General features: G+C 50.7%; 17 protein-coding genes and 1 riboswitch. Of the genes, 16 read left to right on the top strand and 1 reads right to left on the bottom strand.

Going from position 1 to position 20,361, the window contains the following annotated elements; all coding sequences use genetic code 11:
• The first annotated feature begins 58 nt into the window (after positions 1-58).
• The 3 genes from ACZ5N7_RS11020 (at position 59) to ACZ5N7_RS11010 (ending at position 4,941) form a co-directional block, all read left to right on the top strand.
• Positions 59-1,069: an HRDC domain-containing protein gene (locus ACZ5N7_RS11020; RefSeq protein WP_464654224.1), complete on the top strand. Its 1,011-nt coding sequence runs from the start codon at positions 59-61 to the stop codon at positions 1,067-1,069.
• A gap of 363 nt (positions 1,070-1,432) precedes the next feature.
• On the top strand, positions 1,433-3,154 hold the full coding sequence (locus ACZ5N7_RS11015; protein WP_464654223.1) for an ABC transporter ATP-binding protein: 1,722 nt from the start codon (positions 1,433-1,435) through the stop codon (positions 3,152-3,154).
• Complete coding sequence (locus ACZ5N7_RS11010; RefSeq protein WP_464654222.1) at positions 3,151-4,941, top strand: ABC transporter ATP-binding protein; 1,791 nt, start codon at positions 3,151-3,153, stop codon at positions 4,939-4,941. The genes ACZ5N7_RS11015 and ACZ5N7_RS11010 overlap by 4 nt, the downstream gene beginning before the upstream one ends.
• A gap of 71 nt (positions 4,942-5,012) precedes the next feature.
• Here ACZ5N7_RS11010 and corA read toward each other — a convergent pair whose 3' ends face one another.
• Complete coding sequence (gene corA, locus ACZ5N7_RS11005; protein WP_464659236.1) at positions 5,013-5,948, bottom strand: magnesium/cobalt transporter CorA; 936 nt, start codon at positions 5,946-5,948, stop codon at positions 5,013-5,015.
• A 519-nt stretch (positions 5,949-6,467) separates the two neighbouring features.
• Positions 6,468-6,573, top strand: a riboswitch (SAM riboswitch).
• A gap of 164 nt (positions 6,574-6,737) precedes the next feature.
• Here corA and metA point away from each other — a divergent pair.
• The 13 genes from metA to ACZ5N7_RS10940 all read left to right on the top strand — a co-directional run bounded on the left by metA (position 6,738) and on the right by ACZ5N7_RS10940 (position 20,361).
• Positions 6,738-7,673: a homoserine O-acetyltransferase MetA gene (metA, locus tag ACZ5N7_RS11000; RefSeq protein ID WP_464654221.1), complete on the top strand. Its 936-nt coding sequence runs from the start codon at positions 6,738-6,740 to the stop codon at positions 7,671-7,673.
• Positions 7,674-7,686: 13 nt separating this feature from the next.
• Positions 7,687-8,859 carry a PLP-dependent transferase gene (locus ACZ5N7_RS10995; RefSeq protein WP_464654220.1) on the top strand — a complete coding sequence of 391 codons (1,173 nt, stop codon included), beginning with the start codon at positions 7,687-7,689 and terminating at the stop codon, positions 8,857-8,859.
• Positions 8,852-10,009, top strand: a complete 1,158-nt coding sequence (locus ACZ5N7_RS10990) for a trans-sulfuration enzyme family protein (protein WP_464654219.1) — start codon at positions 8,852-8,854, stop codon at positions 10,007-10,009. The genes ACZ5N7_RS10995 and ACZ5N7_RS10990 overlap by 8 nt, the downstream gene beginning before the upstream one ends.
• Before the next feature lie 172 nt (positions 10,010-10,181).
• Positions 10,182-11,318, top strand: a complete 1,137-nt coding sequence (mqnC, locus tag ACZ5N7_RS10985; protein WP_464654218.1) for a cyclic dehypoxanthinyl futalosine synthase — start codon at positions 10,182-10,184, stop codon at positions 11,316-11,318.
• Between the two features lie 272 nt (positions 11,319-11,590).
• Entirely contained in the window at positions 11,591-12,109 is a 519-nt protein-coding gene (locus tag ACZ5N7_RS10980) for a GNAT family N-acetyltransferase (protein ID WP_464654217.1), read from the top strand.
• A 59-nt stretch (positions 12,110-12,168) separates the two neighbouring features.
• Positions 12,169-12,585: an Rrf2 family transcriptional regulator gene (locus ACZ5N7_RS10975; protein ID WP_464654216.1), complete on the top strand. Its 417-nt coding sequence runs from the start codon at positions 12,169-12,171 to the stop codon at positions 12,583-12,585.
• Between the two features lie 98 nt (positions 12,586-12,683).
• Positions 12,684-13,547, top strand: coding sequence for an SDR family oxidoreductase (locus ACZ5N7_RS10970; RefSeq protein ID WP_464654215.1), 864 nt, complete (start codon positions 12,684-12,686; stop codon positions 13,545-13,547).
• Between the two features lie 147 nt (positions 13,548-13,694).
• On the top strand, positions 13,695-14,624 hold the full coding sequence (ytxC, locus tag ACZ5N7_RS10965; protein ID WP_464654214.1) for a sporulation protein YtxC: 930 nt from the start codon (positions 13,695-13,697) through the stop codon (positions 14,622-14,624).
• A 329-nt stretch (positions 14,625-14,953) separates the two neighbouring features.
• Positions 14,954-16,888: a threonine--tRNA ligase gene (gene thrS / locus ACZ5N7_RS10960; protein WP_464654213.1), complete on the top strand. Its 1,935-nt coding sequence runs from the start codon at positions 14,954-14,956 to the stop codon at positions 16,886-16,888.
• Between the two features lie 103 nt (positions 16,889-16,991).
• Complete coding sequence (locus ACZ5N7_RS10955) at positions 16,992-17,606, top strand: 3D domain-containing protein (protein WP_464654212.1); 615 nt, start codon at positions 16,992-16,994, stop codon at positions 17,604-17,606.
• A gap of 69 nt (positions 17,607-17,675) precedes the next feature.
• The gene (locus ACZ5N7_RS10950) at positions 17,676-17,837 is read left to right on the top strand and encodes a hypothetical protein (protein WP_464654211.1); all 162 of its coding nucleotides are present in this window, start codon (positions 17,676-17,678) and stop codon (positions 17,835-17,837) included.
• A gap of 182 nt (positions 17,838-18,019) precedes the next feature.
• Positions 18,020-19,501 carry a S1C family serine protease gene (locus ACZ5N7_RS10945; RefSeq protein ID WP_464654210.1) on the top strand — a complete coding sequence of 494 codons (1,482 nt, stop codon included), beginning with the start codon at positions 18,020-18,022 and terminating at the stop codon, positions 19,499-19,501.
• Between the two features lie 170 nt (positions 19,502-19,671).
• Positions 19,672-20,361 carry a response regulator transcription factor gene (locus ACZ5N7_RS10940; RefSeq protein WP_464654209.1) on the top strand — a complete coding sequence of 230 codons (690 nt, stop codon included), beginning with the start codon at positions 19,672-19,674 and terminating at the stop codon, positions 20,359-20,361.

The raw sequence follows: 20,361 nt of genomic DNA, 5'->3' as shown, positions 1-20,361 counted from the left end.
CGTCGGAGAGGTGCTTTTTGTTTTGGAACATATCCATTATCACAAGGAGGAACATAAGGTGAATTTATTTTTTCTGAACACGCTGGAAAAGAAGGTGGATGAAGAGAGGGTGCAGACGGCACAAGTCAGCATAGGCGAGGATGAGGGCGACTGGTTTCTGCACTGGAACGACGCCGATGCAGAAGGCAGGACGGTTCAAGACAATTGGTATCGGGGCGGCAGGTGGGACGAGCTGCTCGCCGTGCTCAGGGAAAGGGTTGCCGAGAAAGTGGCGGAAGGCTATTTTCCTATGGTCGGAAGCCTCGTGGATAGAGCGGCTGCTCCTTCCGATAAAGCGCGGTTTACCCAAATGCTTCTTTGCTTCAGCGAGCTTCACAGCAATGAAGAGCTGTTTCAGCAGCTGCGGCTGTGGAGAAGAGACCAAGCGGTCAAGGAGAGCAAATCCGCGTTTATTTTGGCCACGAACAGCGTGTTAAGAATGATCAGCGCTTTTGTACCGCACAGCACGGACGAATTGATGCAAATTCCAGGATTCGGTCCTTTGAAAACGAAATTATACGGGGACGAGCTAATCCGGATTACAAGCGCTTATCCTCAAGCTGGGCCTTTCCCGCTGGATTGGGTGGCGAAACAGGTCGAGCCTTCGCAGCTGGAGAACTGGTTCAAGACGCAGCAGCAGCTCAAGTACAAGCAGGAATACGATAAGAAAACGACAAAGCGAACGATACTTGAAGGGCTGTCTCAAGGCAAATCAATCGACGGCTTGCTTGAGCTTGTATCGGTGACGCGGCGGGAACTGCTGCAATTGGTGGAAGAGTTGGACAAGGAGGGGTACGATCTCAGCAGCCTGGTGGAGGTTGAGCTTCAATCGGTGCCGGATGATGAGCAGCTGCGGGCGTGGAACGCTTTCGCGGAACAAGGAGACCGCTATCTGAAGCCAGTACTGGCTTGCGTCTACTCGGAGGAGCAGCTGGCTAACCAGTCTACCGAGAAAATGTACGAATGGCTGCGGCTTCTGCGTATCAAATTCCGCAAGTCCAACGGAGCTGCGGCCGTACAGGCCGGTTAGAAATTAATAATAAGTAAGGACATTATGACCAGGAAGACCGCCTCCTTTAATAAGAAATGAGAGACGGTATTTTTGGAAATATAAGAATAGTTGAGAAAATATCTGGGGAGAACCGCATTCATATGGTTTCCCCTTTTTCAGCATTAAAGGAAAGTTTAAAATTCGTTAGAGAAATAAAGGCGAGATGAAAATTTCTTGTTTGAATTTGAGAGAAAGGCATACTTTCTGCTCGCAAGCTAAGTTAGCGCACGAGAGCTTAATTATAATTTTTCTGTACATATCAACCATCCCGGTTTTAGTGTATGATGGGAAATAAATCCAATCTGTTGCAGAACAGCGACGAATAGGGGGCCTAAAATTATAATGTCATGGCTGCTTCAGTATCTGGTTCCTGTCAAAGGCCGAATGGTAATCCTGTTACTTCTTCTGTTGTGTACGACAGCGCTCCAGCTCATCAATCCGCGGATTGTCCAGCAATTCATTGACACCGCAGCCGCAAAAGGAGCTGTCGCGAGTCTATTGGGGCTCGCCGGACTGTATCTCGTCATTGCGGTTTGCAACCAACTTCTCTCAGTGCTGATGAGCTACCTTGGAAATGACGTGGCGTGGCGGGCCACCAATCAGCTTAGGTCTGATTTACTCAAACATTGCCTTGGGCTCGACATGCGCTTCCATAATCTCAAAACGCCCGGAGAAATGATTGAGCGTGTGGATGGCGACGTCACCAACTTGTCGAATTTCTTCGCGATGTTTCTTGTGCAAATCGTAGGAAGCTTTATTCTTCTTGCAGGGATTCTGGGCTTTATGTTTACATACAATTGGCCGATCGCCACCGTTATGACGGTGTTCACCTGCGTTTCCATCGGCGTTATGATGATTATCCGTGACCTGGGCGTGAACAGTTCACAGACGGAACGTCAAGCCAGCGCTACCTTATTCGGCCTAATTGAGGAACGTATCGCAGGCATAGAAGATGTGCAGGCCAATGGAAGTGTTCCGTATGTCATAAACCGCTTCCATAGAGCCATGCGCACTGTGTTCCTGAACGGCCGTAAAGCATGGATGCTGCGCGTAGTCCCTTGGAACGCCACCGTAGTGCTTTTTACCGTTGCCGTGACGGTGGTCTTGCTGATGGGTGTCCACTTTTATCTGACAGGCAAAGTCTCCCTCGGAACACTGTTTCTCTTTTTTCAATACACTCAAATGTTGAACGAACCGATTGAACAACTGGGCAACCAGATGCAGGAGTTCCAGAAGGCCAAGTCCGGCATGCGCCGCTCCCGCGAGCTTATGGGCCTTAGGAGTGAGATTGCGGACGGCGGGAACGAAACGCTTCCACAAGGAGCTCTCGGTGTCGAGTTCAAACATGTAAACTTCAGCTATAACAAGGATATTCCTGTATTGCACGATATTCATTTCTCGCTGCAGCCTGGCGAACGGCTTGGCATTGTAGGGCGTACCGGCAGCGGCAAGTCCAGTATCAGCCGTCTGCTGCTGCGTCTTTATAACATCGACAGCGGATCGATTCGTGTGGGCGGCGCAGATATTCAGACATTGCGGTTGGAAGCACTGTACCGTCGAGTGGGTATGGTCACGCAGGATGTCCAGCTGTTTGACGGTACGCTCAGAGATAATCTGACGCTGTTCAACAGCGCCGTGCCGGAACAAACGATTCTCGAGACCATAGGGAAGCTGGGGCTGCGGCAGTGGATTGACGGTCTGCCTCAAGGATTGGACACTGATTTGTCGGCGGGGGGAGCCTCCTTGTCTGCAGGCGAGGCGCAGCTGTTTGCGTTGACGCGTGTGTTTTTAACCCAACCCAGCCTTGTCATTCTGGATGAACCATCCTCGCGGCTCGATGCCGCTACCGAAGCGAGATTGCAAAACGCCGTGGACCAACTGATGGAAAACTGCACCGGGATTGTGATTGCGCACCGATTGTCCACGCTCGAAAGAGTAGACAAAATCATGGTTCTTGGTGATGGACGCATTCTGGAGTTCGATGATCGAGAGGCTTTGGCACAGGATCCGGCAACTCACTACGCTCAGCTGCTGAGAACCGGGAGACAGGAGGAGTTGGCATGACAGTTGGCAGGTTTATAGTGCGTCTGCTTCGATTTCGGCTGTCGCTGTTTTTGATAAATGGACTGTTATGGGGAGTGTTTCACTCCATGCCGGTGTTGATTGGCCTTGGCATGCAGTGGTTCTTCAATCGGGCGACCAGCCAATCTGACAACTATCTTTGGCTGGCGATACCGCTCATAGCCGTGGCCCTCGTCAGGTTTTCCAGAGTAGGTCTGTTCTTCATCGCATTTTACAAATGGGTGACGTATATCTACCACTTGCAAGCAATTTTACGCAGCAACATGCTGGCCGGCATTATGCGTTGGCCTGGCCGCAACCTGCCTGCATCTCCAGGCGAAGCCATGACGCGCTTCCGTGAAGATGTAGACGAAGTTGTGGAATATGTGGAATCATGGGTCGACTTTTGGGGACGGTTGGCCTATGCTATCGTTTCCGTCGTAGTTATGGCAAAAATTAACTGGCAAATAACCGCCGTTGCCATTCTCCCTCTTGTGGTCGTCACCCTGTTGAACAATTTATCCGGAAATCGGGCCAGAAGGTATAGTCGGTTAAACCGTGAAGCGACGGGCCGAATTACCGGATTTATCGCTGAAACGTTTAGTGCAGTGCAAGCGGTGAAGTTGGGACAAGCGGAGGACCATGTGCTGGCCCGATTTACTAGATTAAACGAAGAACGCAGGCAGGCGGCCCTCAAAGATAATATGTTCAAGCAGTGGATGCAGTCTCTAAACCACCATGTGCTCAGCATCTGCACCGGTGCCATTTTGTTGATGTGTGCATCCGAGATGCAGGCAGGACGCTTTACCGTTGGCGACTTTGCCCTGTTCACGTCGTACTTGTCCACGTTCGCTTTCAGTATTTCGCTGTTCGGCTATATGGTTTTCCAACATAAGAGGTTGAGAGTAGCGCTTGACAGGATGCGGATTCTGTTCCGTCCGGGCGAGGAGGATCGAATTGTGGAATCTCGTGACATACACCTTTATGGAGAACCGCCGGATGTACCGGAACGTAATACGAGCAGAGAGGAACCTTTTCGCAGGCTGGAAGTTAAGAACCTGACGTATTCATATCCGAATTCAGAGAACGGTATCAAGGATATCAGCTTCCGGGTGGACCGCGGTGAGTTCTTGGTTATCACCGGGCGGATCGGCTCGGGTAAATCGACCTTGGTGCGGACACTTCTGGGGCTCTTGCCCAAGACATGCGGAACCATTGATTGGAACGGTTCGGCGGTCGACAATCCTGCCGGATTTCTGGTGCCCCCAAGAACAGCATACACGCCGCAGGTGCCGCGTCTGTTTAGCGATCCGCTGAGGGAAAACATTACTTTGGGAACTCAAGAGAATCCGAATTCGCTCGGCCGCGCCATTCGATTGGCTGTAATGGAAAAAGACATTGAAGACCTCGAACAAGGGCTCGATACGTTTGTCGGTCCGCGGGGTGTAATGCTGTCCGGCGGCCAAATCCAACGCGCTGCCGCAGCAAGAATGATGCTCACACAATCGGATTTACTGATCTTTGATGATTTATCCAGCGCACTTGACGTGGAGACGGAGAAGCTGCTCTGGGACCGGCTGTTCGAGGAACGCGGCGTTACCTGCATCGCGGTATCTCATCGTAAAGAAGTGCTCGAACGAGCGGATCATATTATCGTGATGAAGGAAGGCCGCATTGAAGCGGAGGGCACTCTGTCCGAGCTGCTCACAACCAGCACGGAAATGCAGTTATTGTGGCAAGGGGAAGGGCCGCAGGTTAAGGAACAGGTTCAGCAGGCACTTGGATCATAGGCAAAAAAGCCAAAAATCCCTTTAAGACTTGGATTCTTGGCTATTAATTATTTTTGCCGAGGTAGGGCTGCTCACAGCCAATCCTTCTTCTTGAACAAAATATACATGCCGGCGCCCACCAGCAGCATAAAAGAAAGTACAATAATTCCGCCCAAAGGATGGTGCATCAAAGGAACATCCTCGACGTTCATTCCATAGACCCCTGTAATGAAGGTCAGCGGCATGAATATTGTCGTCAGCGCGGTAAATACTCTCATAATCTGGTTTGCCTGATTGTTCAGGCTAGACTGGTACGCCTCGCGCAGGTTGCCCATCAGATCGCGCAGCGTCTCGAACGTTTCGGCGATTTTTACGGCATTTTCCAGAGTGTCGCCGAAATATTTTTGCAGCTGGGGATTGATCAGGCGCAAGTCCCTTTTGTTGAGGGACGCGATAACTTCCTTTTGCGGCATGAGCACCTTGCGAAGCCACAGAATCTCGCCCCGGAGACCGATAATTTCGTTCAAGTGGGATTTTTTGGTGGACAGCAGAATATCTTCTTCGAGCTTTTCGATTTTATCTTCAATCCGATCGCCCACAATAACGTAGTTGTCTACAATCAAGTCGATCAAATGATACAGAAACCGGTCGGGACTATCAACCTCCTCCTCCCACAGAAGGGGCTTCAAGGAACGGATTTCGTTGATTTTCTGCTTGGTGACCGTAATAATGAAATGCCTTCCAAGAAAAATATTAAGAGACCGGAGGAAAATTTCCTCGTCATCAAAACGGATGCTGTTCATAACAATAAAATAATGGTTATCGTAAGTTTCAATCTTCGGTCGCTGCTCCTCGTCGCTGATGCAATCTTCCACTTCGAGTTCGTGTATATGGAACAGAGGCTGAAGAATCTCGAGGTCCTCTACGGAAGCATCGATCCAATAAAAGCCGGAATCCGGCGGCCGCACTGTATGTGTGACGTCTTCCACCAACGTGAAAACGCCGTTTTGTACCCAACGTGCCTTCATTTCCTTCCACACCCTTTCAATTCTGCGGTATTTCATTTCATGCATGGGAGGACAAGCGTCCGGCAGGCAGACGTAAATCGCCAAAGCCCGAGCAGGAAGCTTATCAATGTGGGGATCAGCCGGCACGTCTATATTATGGGTATAAACGTATGGAGACATACCGACTGCATCCGCGTTCTATTAAGCTGTACGATAGAAAAGTTGAACTGCAACTTTTCGGTCGGTCGCCTTCCATACGATAAACACCCCTTTTTGGTCAAATGAAACACCTGTCTAGTATAAACCTTCAATTTTGACACTTCAAGAGGAATTTAAGTTGCGACAAACGATAAAAATCGGCTCCTTGAGCTATTTTATGCTATATTGGCCGGTTCTGTTCATTCACACCCGGAGCGGCGCATTTTCTTTATGTTTCTAAGGCTTGCACACGGGGGGAAATCAGTTTTTAAACGCATCTTGACGAAACCCGCTTTATCCATTAACATGAGAGTAACCGTTAGAACAATTGAATAGTTACAGCTCTTATCAAGAGTAGGTGGAGGGACTAGCCCAATGACACCCGGCAACCGGCGTTTACGCACGGTGCTAATTCTTGCGGAAGCTTTACGCTTCTGGGAGATGAGAGAGGTTCACGACATCGACCGGATTTTCCTGTGGCCTTTCTCGTTTTTGAGAAAGGCTTTTTGCTGTTTCGGAGCTGAGCGCACATGACTTGATTTAAGTCCCGAAGCGGAGCCCGCCTTGATGGGTGGGTTGAATTTTTACTAAACCTCTGAAGGAGTGACCCTAATGCCGATAAAAATCCCGGACCACTTACCCGCCAAGGAAATACTGAACCAGGAAAATATATTTGTGATGGACGAAACCGTCGCTTTTCACCAGGATATCCGTCCGCTGCGAGTGGCGATCATGAACCTGATGCCGACAAAGGAAACGACGGAAACGCAAATCCTGCGCTTGCTGTCCAACACTCCGCTGCAGGTGGAGTTCGTTCTGCTTCATCCGAAGACCCATACTTCCAAGAATACGTCGGCCGAACATTTGGCTACTTTTTATAAAACGTTTGACGACATTAAAGACGAGAAGTTCGACGGCATGATCATTACGGGGGCTCCGGTCGAGCAGATGGAGTTTGAAGAGGTGAATTACTGGCAGGAGCTGCAGCACATTATGGATTGGAGCAAAGAGAATGTCACCTCCACTCTCCATATATGTTGGGGCGCCCAAGCAGGGCTGTACCACCATTACGGCGTTCCGAAATACCAGCTCGAATCCAAGATGTTCGGAGTCTTCCCCCATACGCTGGAGAAAAGGAATGTAAAGCTGACCCGCGGATTTGACGAAGTCTTTTATGTTCCCCAATCGCGGCACACGGAAGTGCGGAAAGAGGACATCGAAAAGCACCGGGAGCTCGAGATTTTGTCGGAATCGGAGGAAGCGGGCATTTATCTGGTCAGTTCCAAAGACGGCAGGCAAATTTTCGTGACAGGGCATTCGGAGTACGATCCGCTTACTCTAAAATGGGAATACGACCGGGATATCGATAAAGGACTGGACATCGCCGTACCGAAAAATTATTATCCGAAGGACGACCCGTCCTGTATGCCTTTGACCCAATGGAGAGCGCATGCCAACCTGCTTTTCTCGAATTGGCTGAACTATTATGTGTACCAGGAAACGCCTTACGATCTGCATACGGCCAAACAAATACAGCAGCAAAGATAGGAGAAACCAGTCTATGAAAATCGAAAGCCGTTTAGCTCAAATTGGTTCGACATCCGATCCGGAGACGGGTGCAGTAAGCTTTCCGGTCTATCAGGCGACCGCCTTCCGCCATCCCAAGCTGGGCCAAAGCACAGGGTTCGACTACGCAAGGACAAAAAGCCCGACCCGCACAGTATTGGAGCAAGCTATTGCCGGATTGGAGTCCGGTGACGCGGGATTTGCCTGCTCGTCCGGTATGGCGGCGATCCAGACTATTTTTACGCTGTTCAGCCAAGGCGACCATCTGCTCGTTTCTTTGGATTTGTACGGCGGTACATACCGTCTGCTGGAGCAAATTATGTCCCGCTTCGGCGTGACGGCGACCTATCTCGATACAAACAATCTGGGTGAACTCGAAAGTCACGTACAGCCGAACACGAAGGGAATCCTGATCGAAACGCCTACCAATCCCCTCATGATGGTCACCGACGTTGAGGCCGTATGCGGCTGGGCGAAGAAAAAGGGCATTATTACGATCGTGGACAATACGCTGCTGACCCCTTACTTCCAGCGCCCGATCGAACTGGGTGCGGATATTGTCATCCACAGTGCGACCAAATATCTCGGCGGCCACAACGACGTGCTTGCCGGGCTGATCGTGACCAAAGGCAAGGAGCTTTCGGAGCGGATAGCATTCCTGCACAACTCGATCGGAGCCGTGCTGGGGCCGCAGGACAGCTGGCTGTTGATGAGGGGGATGAAGACTCTGGCGCTGAGAATGGATCGTCATCAATATAACGCCACACGCTTGGCCGAGTTTCTTGCAGGGCACCCGATGGTGGCGGAAGTCTTTTATCCCGCGCTTGAACAGCACCCTGGACACCACACACAGAACAAGCAGTCGAGCGGCAACACCGGCATTTTTTCCTTCAAAATGAAAGACGCCCGCTCTATCGAGCCGATCCTTCGCCACATCCGCCTGATTGCTTTTGCGGAGAGCCTGGGCGGGGTAGAGTCGTTGATGACCTATCCTGCAGTGCAGACGCACGCGGATATTCCTCTTGAGATTCGCAGCCGGGTCGGCGTCGACGACCGTCTGTTGCGCTTTTCGGTGGGCATCGAGCATATCGACGACTTGATTACGGATCTTGCCAACGCTTTTGATCAAGCTCAAATGGAACTGAAAGGCGGAACGGCACATGAGTAAAGACAACAAAGAGCTTAAGTTCGGCACGAAGCTGCTTCATTTTGGCGGAGAAATTGACAAGACCACCGGAGCTTCCAGCGCACCGATCTATCAAGCGTCAACCTTTCATCACTTCTCGATGGACGAATCTCCCGAGTTCGACTACGCCCGGTCCGGCAATCCTACGCGCCAGGCGCTGGAAGATTATATCGCCTTATTGGAAGGCGGCGCCAAGGGCTTTGCTTTCGCCTCGGGAATGGCGGCCATCTCTTCCGCTTTTATGATATTCTCGGCGGGCGACCATATCATCTGCACCGAGGATGTGTATGGCGGCACATACCGGCTGTTAACGACAGTTTTGAACCGGATGAACATTGAGACGACGTTTGTGGATATGACGGATTTAGACAAAATAAAGGCGGCTTTGAAACCGAACACCAAAGCTGTGTTTATGGAATCGCCGTCCAATCCGACTTTGAAAATTACCGATATCTCCGCAGTGGTCGAGTGGGCCGAGTCGCATGAGCTGCTGACTTTGATCGACAACACGTTTATGACCCCGTACCATCAGCGTCCGCTGGAATTGGGAGTGGACATGGTGCTGCACAGTGCGACGAAGTTTCTTGGAGGCCACAGCGACGTGCTCGCCGGACTGGTTGTTGTTAATTCGGATTCGTTAGCCCGCAGGGTAAAGCAAATCCAGAACGGACTCGGCGCCGTGCTTGGAGTGCAGGATTCGTGGCTTTTGATGCGCGGCATGAAAACGTTGAAGGCCCGTATGGAATATTCCGAAGCGGCAGCGGGAAGGCTGGCCGAATGGCTGGCTGACCATCCTTTGGTGGAGAAAGTGTACTACCCCGGCCTGCCGAACCACCCGGGAAGGGCGATCCACGAAAAGCAGTCACTCGGTTACGGGGCTGTCGTTTCTTTTGACGTGGGTTCGGGAGAAAAGGCGCATCGCCTGCTGAACGCGGTGGACATTCCTCTGGTCGCGGTGAGCCTGGGCGCTGTGGAAAGCATTCTCTCTTATCCCGCGAAAATGTCCCACGCCTCTATGCCAAGGGAAGTACGGCACGAAAGAGGGATCACTGACGGCCTGCTGAGATATTCCGTAGGGCTGGAAGATGTTGAAGATATTATTGCCGATTTGGATGCGGCATTGCGCTCTTAGCGCTGTTTGGGACCCTTGGGTCCCTTTTTTGCCGGGCGCGCCGGGGTAATGGGGCAGGCGGCGTGACGGCGGCACCTCTTTTATGTTACGATAAAAAGGATACTATGAACCGGAAGAGCGGGCAACTACACCGCGTAGTAGAACGAAGATAGATAAAAGGAGCTGAATGAGCATGAACTCAGTCGACCGTATACTTAACCAGTCTCTGGCGGGCGAAAGGATCTCGCTCGAAGACTGTATTACTTTATTCGAATCGGACCAGATCGAGAAAATGGGGCACACCGCCAACCAGATTATGGAGAGGTTCCATCCAGAGCCGATTACCACTTTCGTAGTGGGCCGCAACATTAATTATACGAACGTGTGCGATGTGTACTGCAGATTCTGCGCTTTTTACCGCAAGCCAGGGTCTGCTGAAGGATATGTTCTTGATGACGAAACCATTTTTAGAAAAATTCAGGAAACGATCGACGTAGGCGGCACGGAAATCTTGATGCAGGGCGGGACGAACCCGGATCTGCCTTTTGAATATTATACGAACCTGCTGAAAGAGATCAAAAAGCGGTTCGCCATTACAATGCACTCGTTCTCTCCGGCGGAGATTATGAAAATGAAAGATGTCTCTAACGGACTTTCTTTGGAGGAAGTGGTACGCGCTTTGAAAGAAGCGGGTCTCGATTCGCTCCCGGGTGGAGGGGCAGAGATTCTGGACGACCGCACCCGCAGAAAGATCAGCCGCGCCAAGGGCTCTTGGAGAGATTGGATGGACGTGATGCAGACCGCACACCGTGCGGATATGCATACGACAGGTACGATGGTCATCGGCTTCGGGGAGTCGATGGAGGAGCGTGCGCTGCATCTGCTCAGAATACGCGATGCACAGGACGAGAACCTGGCTAACCGTTGGAACGAGCATGGATTCCTGGCTTTTATCCCTTGGACGTTCCAATCCGAGAACACGAACATGAAGGCGGATAAGGTGCCGCCGGAGGAGTATCTGAAGACGCTGGCCATCTCCCGGATTATGCTGGACAATGTGCGGAACTTCCAGGCTTCCTGGGTAACGATGGGACCGGAAGTCGGCAAGCTTACTCTGCAATACGGCTGCAACGATTTCGGCAGCACGATGATCGAAGAGAACGTCGTTTCCGCGGCTGGGACCACTCACAAAGTGAACATCGAGAGCATCCTTCGCCTCATCCGCGAAGCCGGCAAGATTCCTGCCCAGCGCAACACCAAGTACGAGATCCTTCGCGTCTACGACGACGAGGCGGCTTCGGTGGAGAAGGACTTTATTATGCAGAACTGATCGGGAATAACCGACATTAGTGAACAGTGAATAATCCATGCGCAAATTTGCTGGTGTACAAAACAGCAAACGGTATATACACTTCGTTGCAATCCGGCAGTAACTTGAACGCTTGTCTATCATTATATCCTTTGGAGGTATAAGTAGTAGATAAGCGTTCTTTGTTGTCTGGCACCGAAACCGCGGAAGAAGAGAGCAATTGTGTCGGAGGAAATAGCCGTTTAGCAGCTTCGTTCATAAAAGAACAATTTTATCCGAAGGAGAGATTTGGGATGGGATTATTGCTGGTTAAACCTTGTCCGGAATTGAAAGAGGATTATCTTTCATTTTATCGGGAGTGGTTGGAGAGCGGAGAAGACATGGTTCCTTGGGTAATAGGCAAAGACCCTTCCGACTTTCAAGCAATGATTCAATCTTTGATTGATTCCGAGCAGGGCGTAGGTCTGCCTGAGGGATGGGTTCCTGACAGCATGTTTTGGTTGATTACAGACGCTCAAAAAGTAGTAGATGCAGTAAACATAAGGCACAAATTAACGCAAAAGCTGCTTCACTGTGGCGGCCATATCGGATACGGAATCCGACCAGCGGAAAGGCGGAAAGGCTACGCCGCAAAATTATTGGAATTATCACTCGGAAGAGCGAAAGAGCTAGGGATACATAAAGTCCTTGTGGTTTGCGATGAAAGCAATACGGCTTCAGAAAGAACCTTTCTCAAGAACGGTGGAATAGCGGACGAAAATTATGTGGAGGAAGGAGGAAAAGTTATCAAGAGATACTGGATCGATGTGTGATACGGATATTGACAAAATGTTTGATAGTAACTATACTGGTTACAACGGTGGTGATTCACTTGAAGCAAATAAGCACGCGTTTCTCTATCGCTGTCCATATCCTTTCCCTGATTGCTGTCAGTGCGAACGAGTGTACCGGGGACTTCATTGCGGGCAGCGTAAATACAAATCCTGTGATTATCCGAAGAATTATGGGTATGTTAAAAAAGGCGGGGTTAGTGGAAGTACGTCCCGGGGTGGGAGGCTCTTCTCTGCTCAAAGCACCTGAGGAAATTACGCTTCTTGATGTTTATCGGGCTGTAAATGTGATTGAAGAAAACCAATTATTCCGTATGCACGAGGATCCGAATGAGAGATGCCCTGTCGGGCGGAACATTGAGCTCGTTCTCCAATCCGAATTTAATGAGGCTCAATCCGCTATGGAACACAGGTTGGCACAAACGACTTTGAGCCAGCTCACAGCAAGGTTCAAATAAACGAGAGCTCCTTTAAGAGCTTTTATTTTAACAAGTTGTTGTAACTGATAAAGTTATAACAATTCGAATTACAACAAAACATTTTGGAGGAATAGAAGATGAAAATTTTAGTCACAGGCGCAACAGGGAAATTGGGAACGAAAGTGGTTGAGACATTATTGAAATCTGTACCGGCGGGCCAGCTGGCTATCAGTGTCCGCAATCCGGAAAAAGCGGAAGGACTAAGAGCTCGTGGAGTTGAGATTCGCCAAGGAGATTTCGACCGTCCGGAAACACTGGAAACTGCTTTTGCAGGCATCGATCGCTTACTAATTATTTCTGCGGATGGAGACAACGAAACAAGAATTCGACAACACAGCAATGCGGTAGCTGCAGCAGAGCGTGCCGGAGTAAAATTTATTGCTTATACCAGCTTGGCCAACGCAAAGGAAAGCAAGATCTTCCTTGCTCCGACGCATCAGGCAACAGAGGAAGCTATTTTGAAAACAGGCATTGCATACTCCTTCTTACGCAACAACTGGTACCTGGAGAATGAAATTTCAAGCATTCAAGGCGTGATGGCAGGAGCTCCTTGGGTGACTTCCGCAGGAAACGGCAAGGTGGGTTGGGCACTGCAGCAAGATTACGCGGAGGCGGCTGCAGCAGTGCTGACGGGTGACGGATACGAGAATACGATCTATGAGCTTTCGGGCAAGCTGATGACTCAAGAAGAACTGGCGTCTGCTCTTGGCACGGTATTAGGCAAGGAAGTGCCCCTGCAGCAGGTCGATGATGCGACTTATGCCGACATCATGAAAGGCGCGGGTGTACCCGATTTCGTCATCCCTATTCTCGCAGCTATACAGCAAGGCATTCGGGAAGGCGCATTGGAGATCGAAAGCAACGATTTCGAAAAGCTGCTCGGTCGTCCAGCCACCCCAATCAAGGAGGCACTGGCCCAAATCGTGAACGGAATCTCTTAACATATCTCCCGCAACATTTTCAATCAGGAAGGTTTCTTTTTATGCGCGCTAACCGCTCCCAATCATTGTTTGTATATCTGTTTCCCAACGGCCATATACTTTAAGCAGAAAGTTTCATGGATCATTAGGAAGGGAAGGAGTGCGCCGATGAACTTGTTTACTTTAACTGCGTTAAAGCCTTCGGAAGAGTTCGTGAAACAGATCATTTCCACACTGAAAGAGCAGCTGGCGCTTTTACATATGGAGAAGGATGTCAGTTTTTCCTATGAGGCATACGATAAATACGTGACCTTAAAAGCCGATGGCAATATCCCTGCCTATGAGCGAAGGAAAAAGTGCGACAAGGTGTACCGGATCGTTGGGGAAGCGGTGGCCGGTTACATCATCCTGCATGAAGAAATGGGTTTAATAAAAGGCCTCATCAAGAAGGAATACGATTATTACGACGAAACGGAGATTGCAAAGATTATATCGTATTGCGGCCAGTTATTGGACGGGAACGAAGAAGATGCGGGATACAAAAATTTACAGTCCACCGTACACCGCAAACAGAAAATCGCCGATCAAGTCCAACAATTTTTGCATGAACATATCAATTTTCACCTTCAGGGCTTTATCCAATTCAGGCTGGGCGAGTACATGGAAGAGCTGCACGAGGTCATTGATTACGCTGTCGACGAGTTTCTGATGGAAAGACAGTACCAGGAATTCATTTCTTTGTTAAAATATTTTGTTTACATCCAGGAAGCGAAAACCCCGGCAGCGCATTTGATGCACAAGGGCGGAAGCGAATTTACCATTCTCAACGACCAGCTGCAGCCCATCGACGCCAACCAGTTTGACTCCTCTTTCAGCATCGAGCTTTTGGATAAAGATATCAATTTCGAAGACATGATCGTCTCTACATTGATTACCGTGTCCCCCGAACAAATTTACATTCACACCCGGGAGCCGGACGTACAGATCATTTCCACGATCAGCCAGATTTTTGAAGACCGTGTCACGATCTGTCCGTACTGCCGTACCTGTAAAATTCCATTGGGCGATCCCGTAAAACAGGACCAGATGTCCCCTTGACAACGGCGGCGACCCTGTATAAGATTATGGAAAGGCTAATATCAAAGACACGAATCCCCGAAAAGGCTGCACAGAGAGAGGAGCCCCGGCTGCAAGCTCCTTCCGTACCGTTTGGTGATTTACCCCTTTGTAGCTGCCATACCCAACTTCCGTGAAGCACGGAACAGTAAGTTTGGCCGGATCATTCCCGTTAACGGATCTAATGAGGATTTATCGCTTTTGTATGAATCGAACATAGGGTGGAACCACGAGCTGAGCGCACTCGTCCCTTCAGGGATGACACTGCGCTTTTTTCTATTTCTATAAAAAGGTTCAGGAGGTTTTTACAGATGGCTATTCAGCTAAAATTCCCCGATGGCGCAGTACGGGAGTACGCGGAAGGAACTACTTTGGAAGAGGTGGCGGCGTCGATTTCTTCCGGTTTGAAGAAGAACGCGGTCGCTGGAAAAATTGACGGAAAAACGGTCGATCTGGTCGCTCGGCTGGAGAAAGACGCCGCTATCGAGATCGTAACATTGGACGGGCCGGACGGACTGGAAGTGTACCGCCACAGTACAGCCCACTTGATGGCGCAGGCATTGAAACGCATCTACGGGAGCGAGAATGTCAAGCTGGGTATCGGGCCTGTGATCGAGGACGGTTTCTACTACGATATCGATATGGAGCATTCTCTGACTCCGGAGGATCTGACGAAGATCGAGAAAGAGATGGAACGAATCGCGGGCGAGAATTTGCCCATTACCCGGATGGAGGTGAGCAGGGCGCAAGCTAACCGGATTTTTGAAGAGATCAACGATCCCTACAAATTGGAGCTGATCCGGGACCTGCCGGAGGACGCGGTTCTCAGTATTTATGAGCAGGGTGAGTTTTTCGACCTGTGCCGCGGGCCGCACCTGCCGTCCACCGGGCGGATCAAAGCGTTCAAGCTGCTCAGTGTGGCTGGAGCCTACTGGCGCGGGGACGCGAAGAACAAGATGCTGCAAAGGATATACGGCACAGCCTTCCCTAAAAAAGCTGAGCTGGAAGAGCACCTGCATCTTTTGGAAGAGGCCAAGAAGCGCGACCACCGCAAGCTGGGCAAAGAGCTGAAGATGTTTACTTTTTCCAAGGAAGTGGGGCAGGGTCTTCCGATCTGGCTTCCAAACGGCGCTAAAGTGAGACGCATCATGGAGCGCTACATCGTTGACCTGGAGGAGAAATTAGGCTATCAGCATGTCTACACTCCGGTACTCGCCAATGTGGAATTGTATAAAACATCCGGCCACTGGGAGCACTACCACGAAGATATGTTCCCTAAAATGGTCATGGACAACGAGGAATTGGTCCTTCGCCCGATGAACTGCCCTCACCACATGATGGTTTTCAAAAGCGATATGCGCAGCTATCGGGAGCTTCCTATCCGCGTGGCCGAGCTTGGAACGATGCACCGCTATGAAATGTCCGGGGCGCTGACAGGCTTGCACCGCGTGCGTGCGATGACTTTGAATGACGCACATATTTTTTGCCGTCCGGACCAGATCAAAGACGAGTTCGCCCGCGTGGTCAACCTGATTCGCCAGGTGTATGAGGATTTTGGAATCACCGATTACCGGTTCCGCTTGTCCTACCGGGATCCGGCGGATAAGGAAAAATATTTCCAGAACGATCAAATGTGGGAAATGTCCCAGCGCATGCTTCGTGAAGTGGTCGAGGAACTGGGGCTGCCGTTCTATGAAGCCGAAGGGGAAGCCGCGTTCTACGGCCCTAAGCTGGATGTGCAGATCAGGACCGCTCTCAAGAAGGAAGAAACGCTGTCCACTGCGCAGCTCGACTTCCTGCTGCCGGAACGGTTCCAGCTGGAATATGTCGGCGAAGACGGCCAGAAGCACCGTCCGGTGGTAATCCACCGCGGCATTATCTCCACAATGGAACGGATGACAGCTTTCCTGCTGGAGAATTTTGCCGGGGCGCTTCCGGTGTGGCTTTCCCCGGTTCAGGCGAAAGTCATTCCCGTGTCCACCGCGTTCGAGGAATATGCCAACCAGGTAACTGAAAGGATGCAGCTCGCAGGAATCCGCGCGGAAGCGGATGTGCGCAACGAGAAGCTGGGATACAAAATCAGGGAGGCCCAACTTGAGAAAATCCCTTATATGCTCGTTGTGGGCGAGAACGAATTGAGCTCGGGAACTTTATCCGTGAGAAAGCGCGGAGAAGGAGACATCGGAGCGCGCAGCATCGAAGATGTCATCGGCATGATCGGCGAGGACATTCGGTTGAAAAAGTAATTTACAGCACTTGCAGACCATTTTTAGAACCTGCGTTCCCAGGCGCCGCCGTATAAATGCCGGCGGGCCTGGGAACCCTTTGTACCAGGGAGGGTTACTAAAAATGGTTTATTTTTCGGCCCGAACGGCCAAATGGGTGGGACTTGTGCTGCTTTTGGCCTTGCCCGCGGCTGGCCTCAGCCCGGAGCGGTACAGCAAGGGGCAGCTGAGCAAGCTGTACGCAGAGGAGGGGCGTCAGGCGGTAGCGGCGGCAGCAGTCCAGCCTGTCTCGACGAACGGATCCGCCAAACGGTCCTATAAGCACCTGCCCAACGCAGAAAAAGATTTGTCCCGTTACACCGTTGTGGAAGTTGTGGCTACCGGCTATTACGCAGGCAAGCAGTCTACCGGCAAAAATCCCGGCCATCCTGATTATGGCATTACGTTCTCCGGAGTAAAAGTGCGCAGGGACGAAGGTTCCATTTCTACGATCGCGGCGGACCCCAAGGTATTCCCGATCGGAACCGTGCTCTATATCCCGGGTTACGGGTATGGCGTCGTTGCGGACACCGGCGGAGCGATTAAAGGAAAGAAAATCGACCTTTATTTTGATACGATAGATCAAGTGTATAAAGAATGGGGCAAGAAAACCGTAAAGGTGTTCGTTGTGAAGCGGGGCGACGGCAAGGTGTCCGAAGAAACGTGGAGCCAGTTGCGGCAGGAGATAACAGGCTTGTGAATAGGGCAACAATTACCAACATATTCTCATCCCTTTTGCTCAAAATAAGAACAACGGGAGGTGAAGAACATGCCGAAGAACAATAAGGTAAACAACAACACTGCTGCCAGCAACGCTTCCAACCAAAATTTCAACGCTGAATTCGCCCAAGAAAACACAACAACCGCTGCAGCAAACAAATCGACAAAAAAGAGAACTCAACAATCCACTGAAGGCTCCAACAACGCATAAAACAAAATTAACAGGCAAAGAGGGACGAAAGTCCCTCTTTTTTTGTTTTTTTACCTGCATTTAAACGGTTTTTAAGGTAGTATTAAGGTTAGGGGTACATTATAGTGTTAACAATATTAATAACTGTTTAATATTAGTTACACGATACTATTATTCTCTACCTGAAACGGAGGTATCATACTATGGATGATAATAAGAAGAATGGCTATGACGAGAAACAATCCTACTACTACTCGTACGGTCCATATAAATCCGGCTCGGCACGCGATTCGGCGGGGGATGAACCCACCACATCCGTGACTCCGAGCGGAGACAGAGACCGTGTGGAAGTGGCGCCGCCGCGCCCTGTCCGTCCGTTCACCTTTGAGCAGGGGCCGAAGGGAGACTGGCAGCACGGGAAGAAGAAAACTTCCGGGTTCAAAAGCGCGTTTTCCGCGTTCCTCGCCGGTGCCGTGGTGGTCGGCGGATTGATGTTTGCGGCTGACAAAACGAATCTCTTTACAGGAGACGGTGGCGTGTTTGCAACCACTCCTTCCAGTACCGCGCAAGCTTCGCCGAGCAGCGCCGGAAGCGGCAATGGCGTAAAAACGGTGGCGGATATCGCCCGTCCCAACAACATCTCGGAAATCTTTCAGAACGCGAGCCCTGCAGTGGTGAAGATCGAGACGAAAGTCAACAGCTCCAAAAGCAGCGCCGGCGGAGGGAATTCCTTGTTTGACGATCCGTTCTTCCGCCAGTTTTTCGGGGATAACGGAGGCCGCCAGCAACAGCAGCCGCCGAAAAGCAACCAATTGATCCCATCCGGAATGGGAACCGGTTTTATCTTCGAAAAATCCGGCTATATCCTGACCAATGAACACGTAATTGACGGCGCTGATGAAATTCAAGTTACGATTCAAGGGTACGACAAGCCTTTTAAAGCCAAGCTGCTTGGCAACAGCTACGATCTCGACCTGGCCGCTTTGAAAATCGAAGGCGATAAAGATTTTCCGACACTGCCTATCGGCAACGCGGATAACACCAGACCCGGAGATTGGGTAGTCGCAATCGGCAACCCTTACGGATTCGATCATACGGTTACCGTTGGGGTTCTCAGTGCCAAGGATCGTCCGATTTCGATTCCCGACAATAAAGGTACACGGGAGTATAAGCACCTGCTCCAGACCGACGCCTCGATCAACCCGGGTAACTCCGGAGGACCGCTGCTGAACCTGAACGGCGAAGTGATCGGCATCAATACGGCCGTCAACGCCCAGGCGCAGGGAATAGGCTTCGCGATACCGACCAACACATTCTCAGCGGTTCTGGATAACCTGAAGAACAATGTGAAAATTCCTAAGGAGCCCTCTCCTTATATCGGTGTGGTGCTGGCCGAACTGACTCCGGATCTGGTTCCCGACCTGAAGCTGAACGGCACTGACGGTGCGCTGGTCCAGCAGGTGGAACGCAAGAGTCCCGCTTTCAAAGCCGGCCTGAAGACCTATGACGTCATTGTCGATATCAACGGAACGAATATCAAAACCTACACCGAATTAGTGACTAAAGTGAAAGCCATGAAAGTCGGCGACAAGGTTACTTTAGGCGTAATGCGGGACGGCAAACGGATAGAGATTCCTGTTGCCATCGAAGACAGAAACAATCAGCAGCAGACGCCGCAGCAGTAATCGTCAAACCTGCGGAGTCAGGGAGAGAACGAAAGCAGAGCGAAGCAGAGACCGGAACCCGAAAGGCCGAGTCTCTGCTTTTGCTTTTGCGTAAGCGCGTGTCAAGAACCATGGATTTCCGGTATCACGTTGATTACAATAGAAGTAGACTAGTAGTGGAGGAAAAGAAGATGCGTGATAAAATTGCTGTCATTGATGATGATGAGAAGATTACGTCCATGCTGCGCAGATCCCTCGCTTTCGAGGGCTATTCCGTAGTTACGGCCAATCACGGCGCGGAAGGATTGAAGGTGATTCTTCAGGAGAACCCGAGCCTGGTCATTCTGGATGTGATGATGCCGCATATCGACGGCTGGGAAGTGTGCAGAAGGATCAGGGAAAGCGGATCCGATGTGCCTGTCCTGATGCTTACGGCCAAGGACGAAATCTCCGACCGTGTGAAAGGGCTCGATCTTGGGGCGGACGATTATTTGGTCAAGCCTTTTGCTTTGGAGGAACTGATGGCGAGGGTTCGCGTACTGCTCCGCAGAAGGCCGGAACGTGAGGAAACCGCCCGGAACCGCATCTCTTACGATGATTTGCTGATGGATTTGGATACCCGCGAAGTTTTCCGCGGAGAGCAGAGGATTGAACTGACTACGAAGGAGTTCGACCTGCTTCATTTGTTTTTGCTGAATCCGAAGAGAGTGCTGTCCCGTGACCTGATTATGGAAAAAATCTGGGGCTACGACTACAGCGGGGAATCGAATGTGCTCGAAGTGTATATTGCGCTGCTGCGGCAGAAAACGGAGGAATACGGTCATAAGCGTATGATCCAGACGGTGCGCGGCGCGGGTTATGTGCTGAGGGGAGATTCCTGA

It is taken from the genome of Paenibacillus sp. JCM 18996, from assembly GCF_055392555.1.
This window is presented reverse-complemented; position numbering and strand designations above follow the sequence as displayed.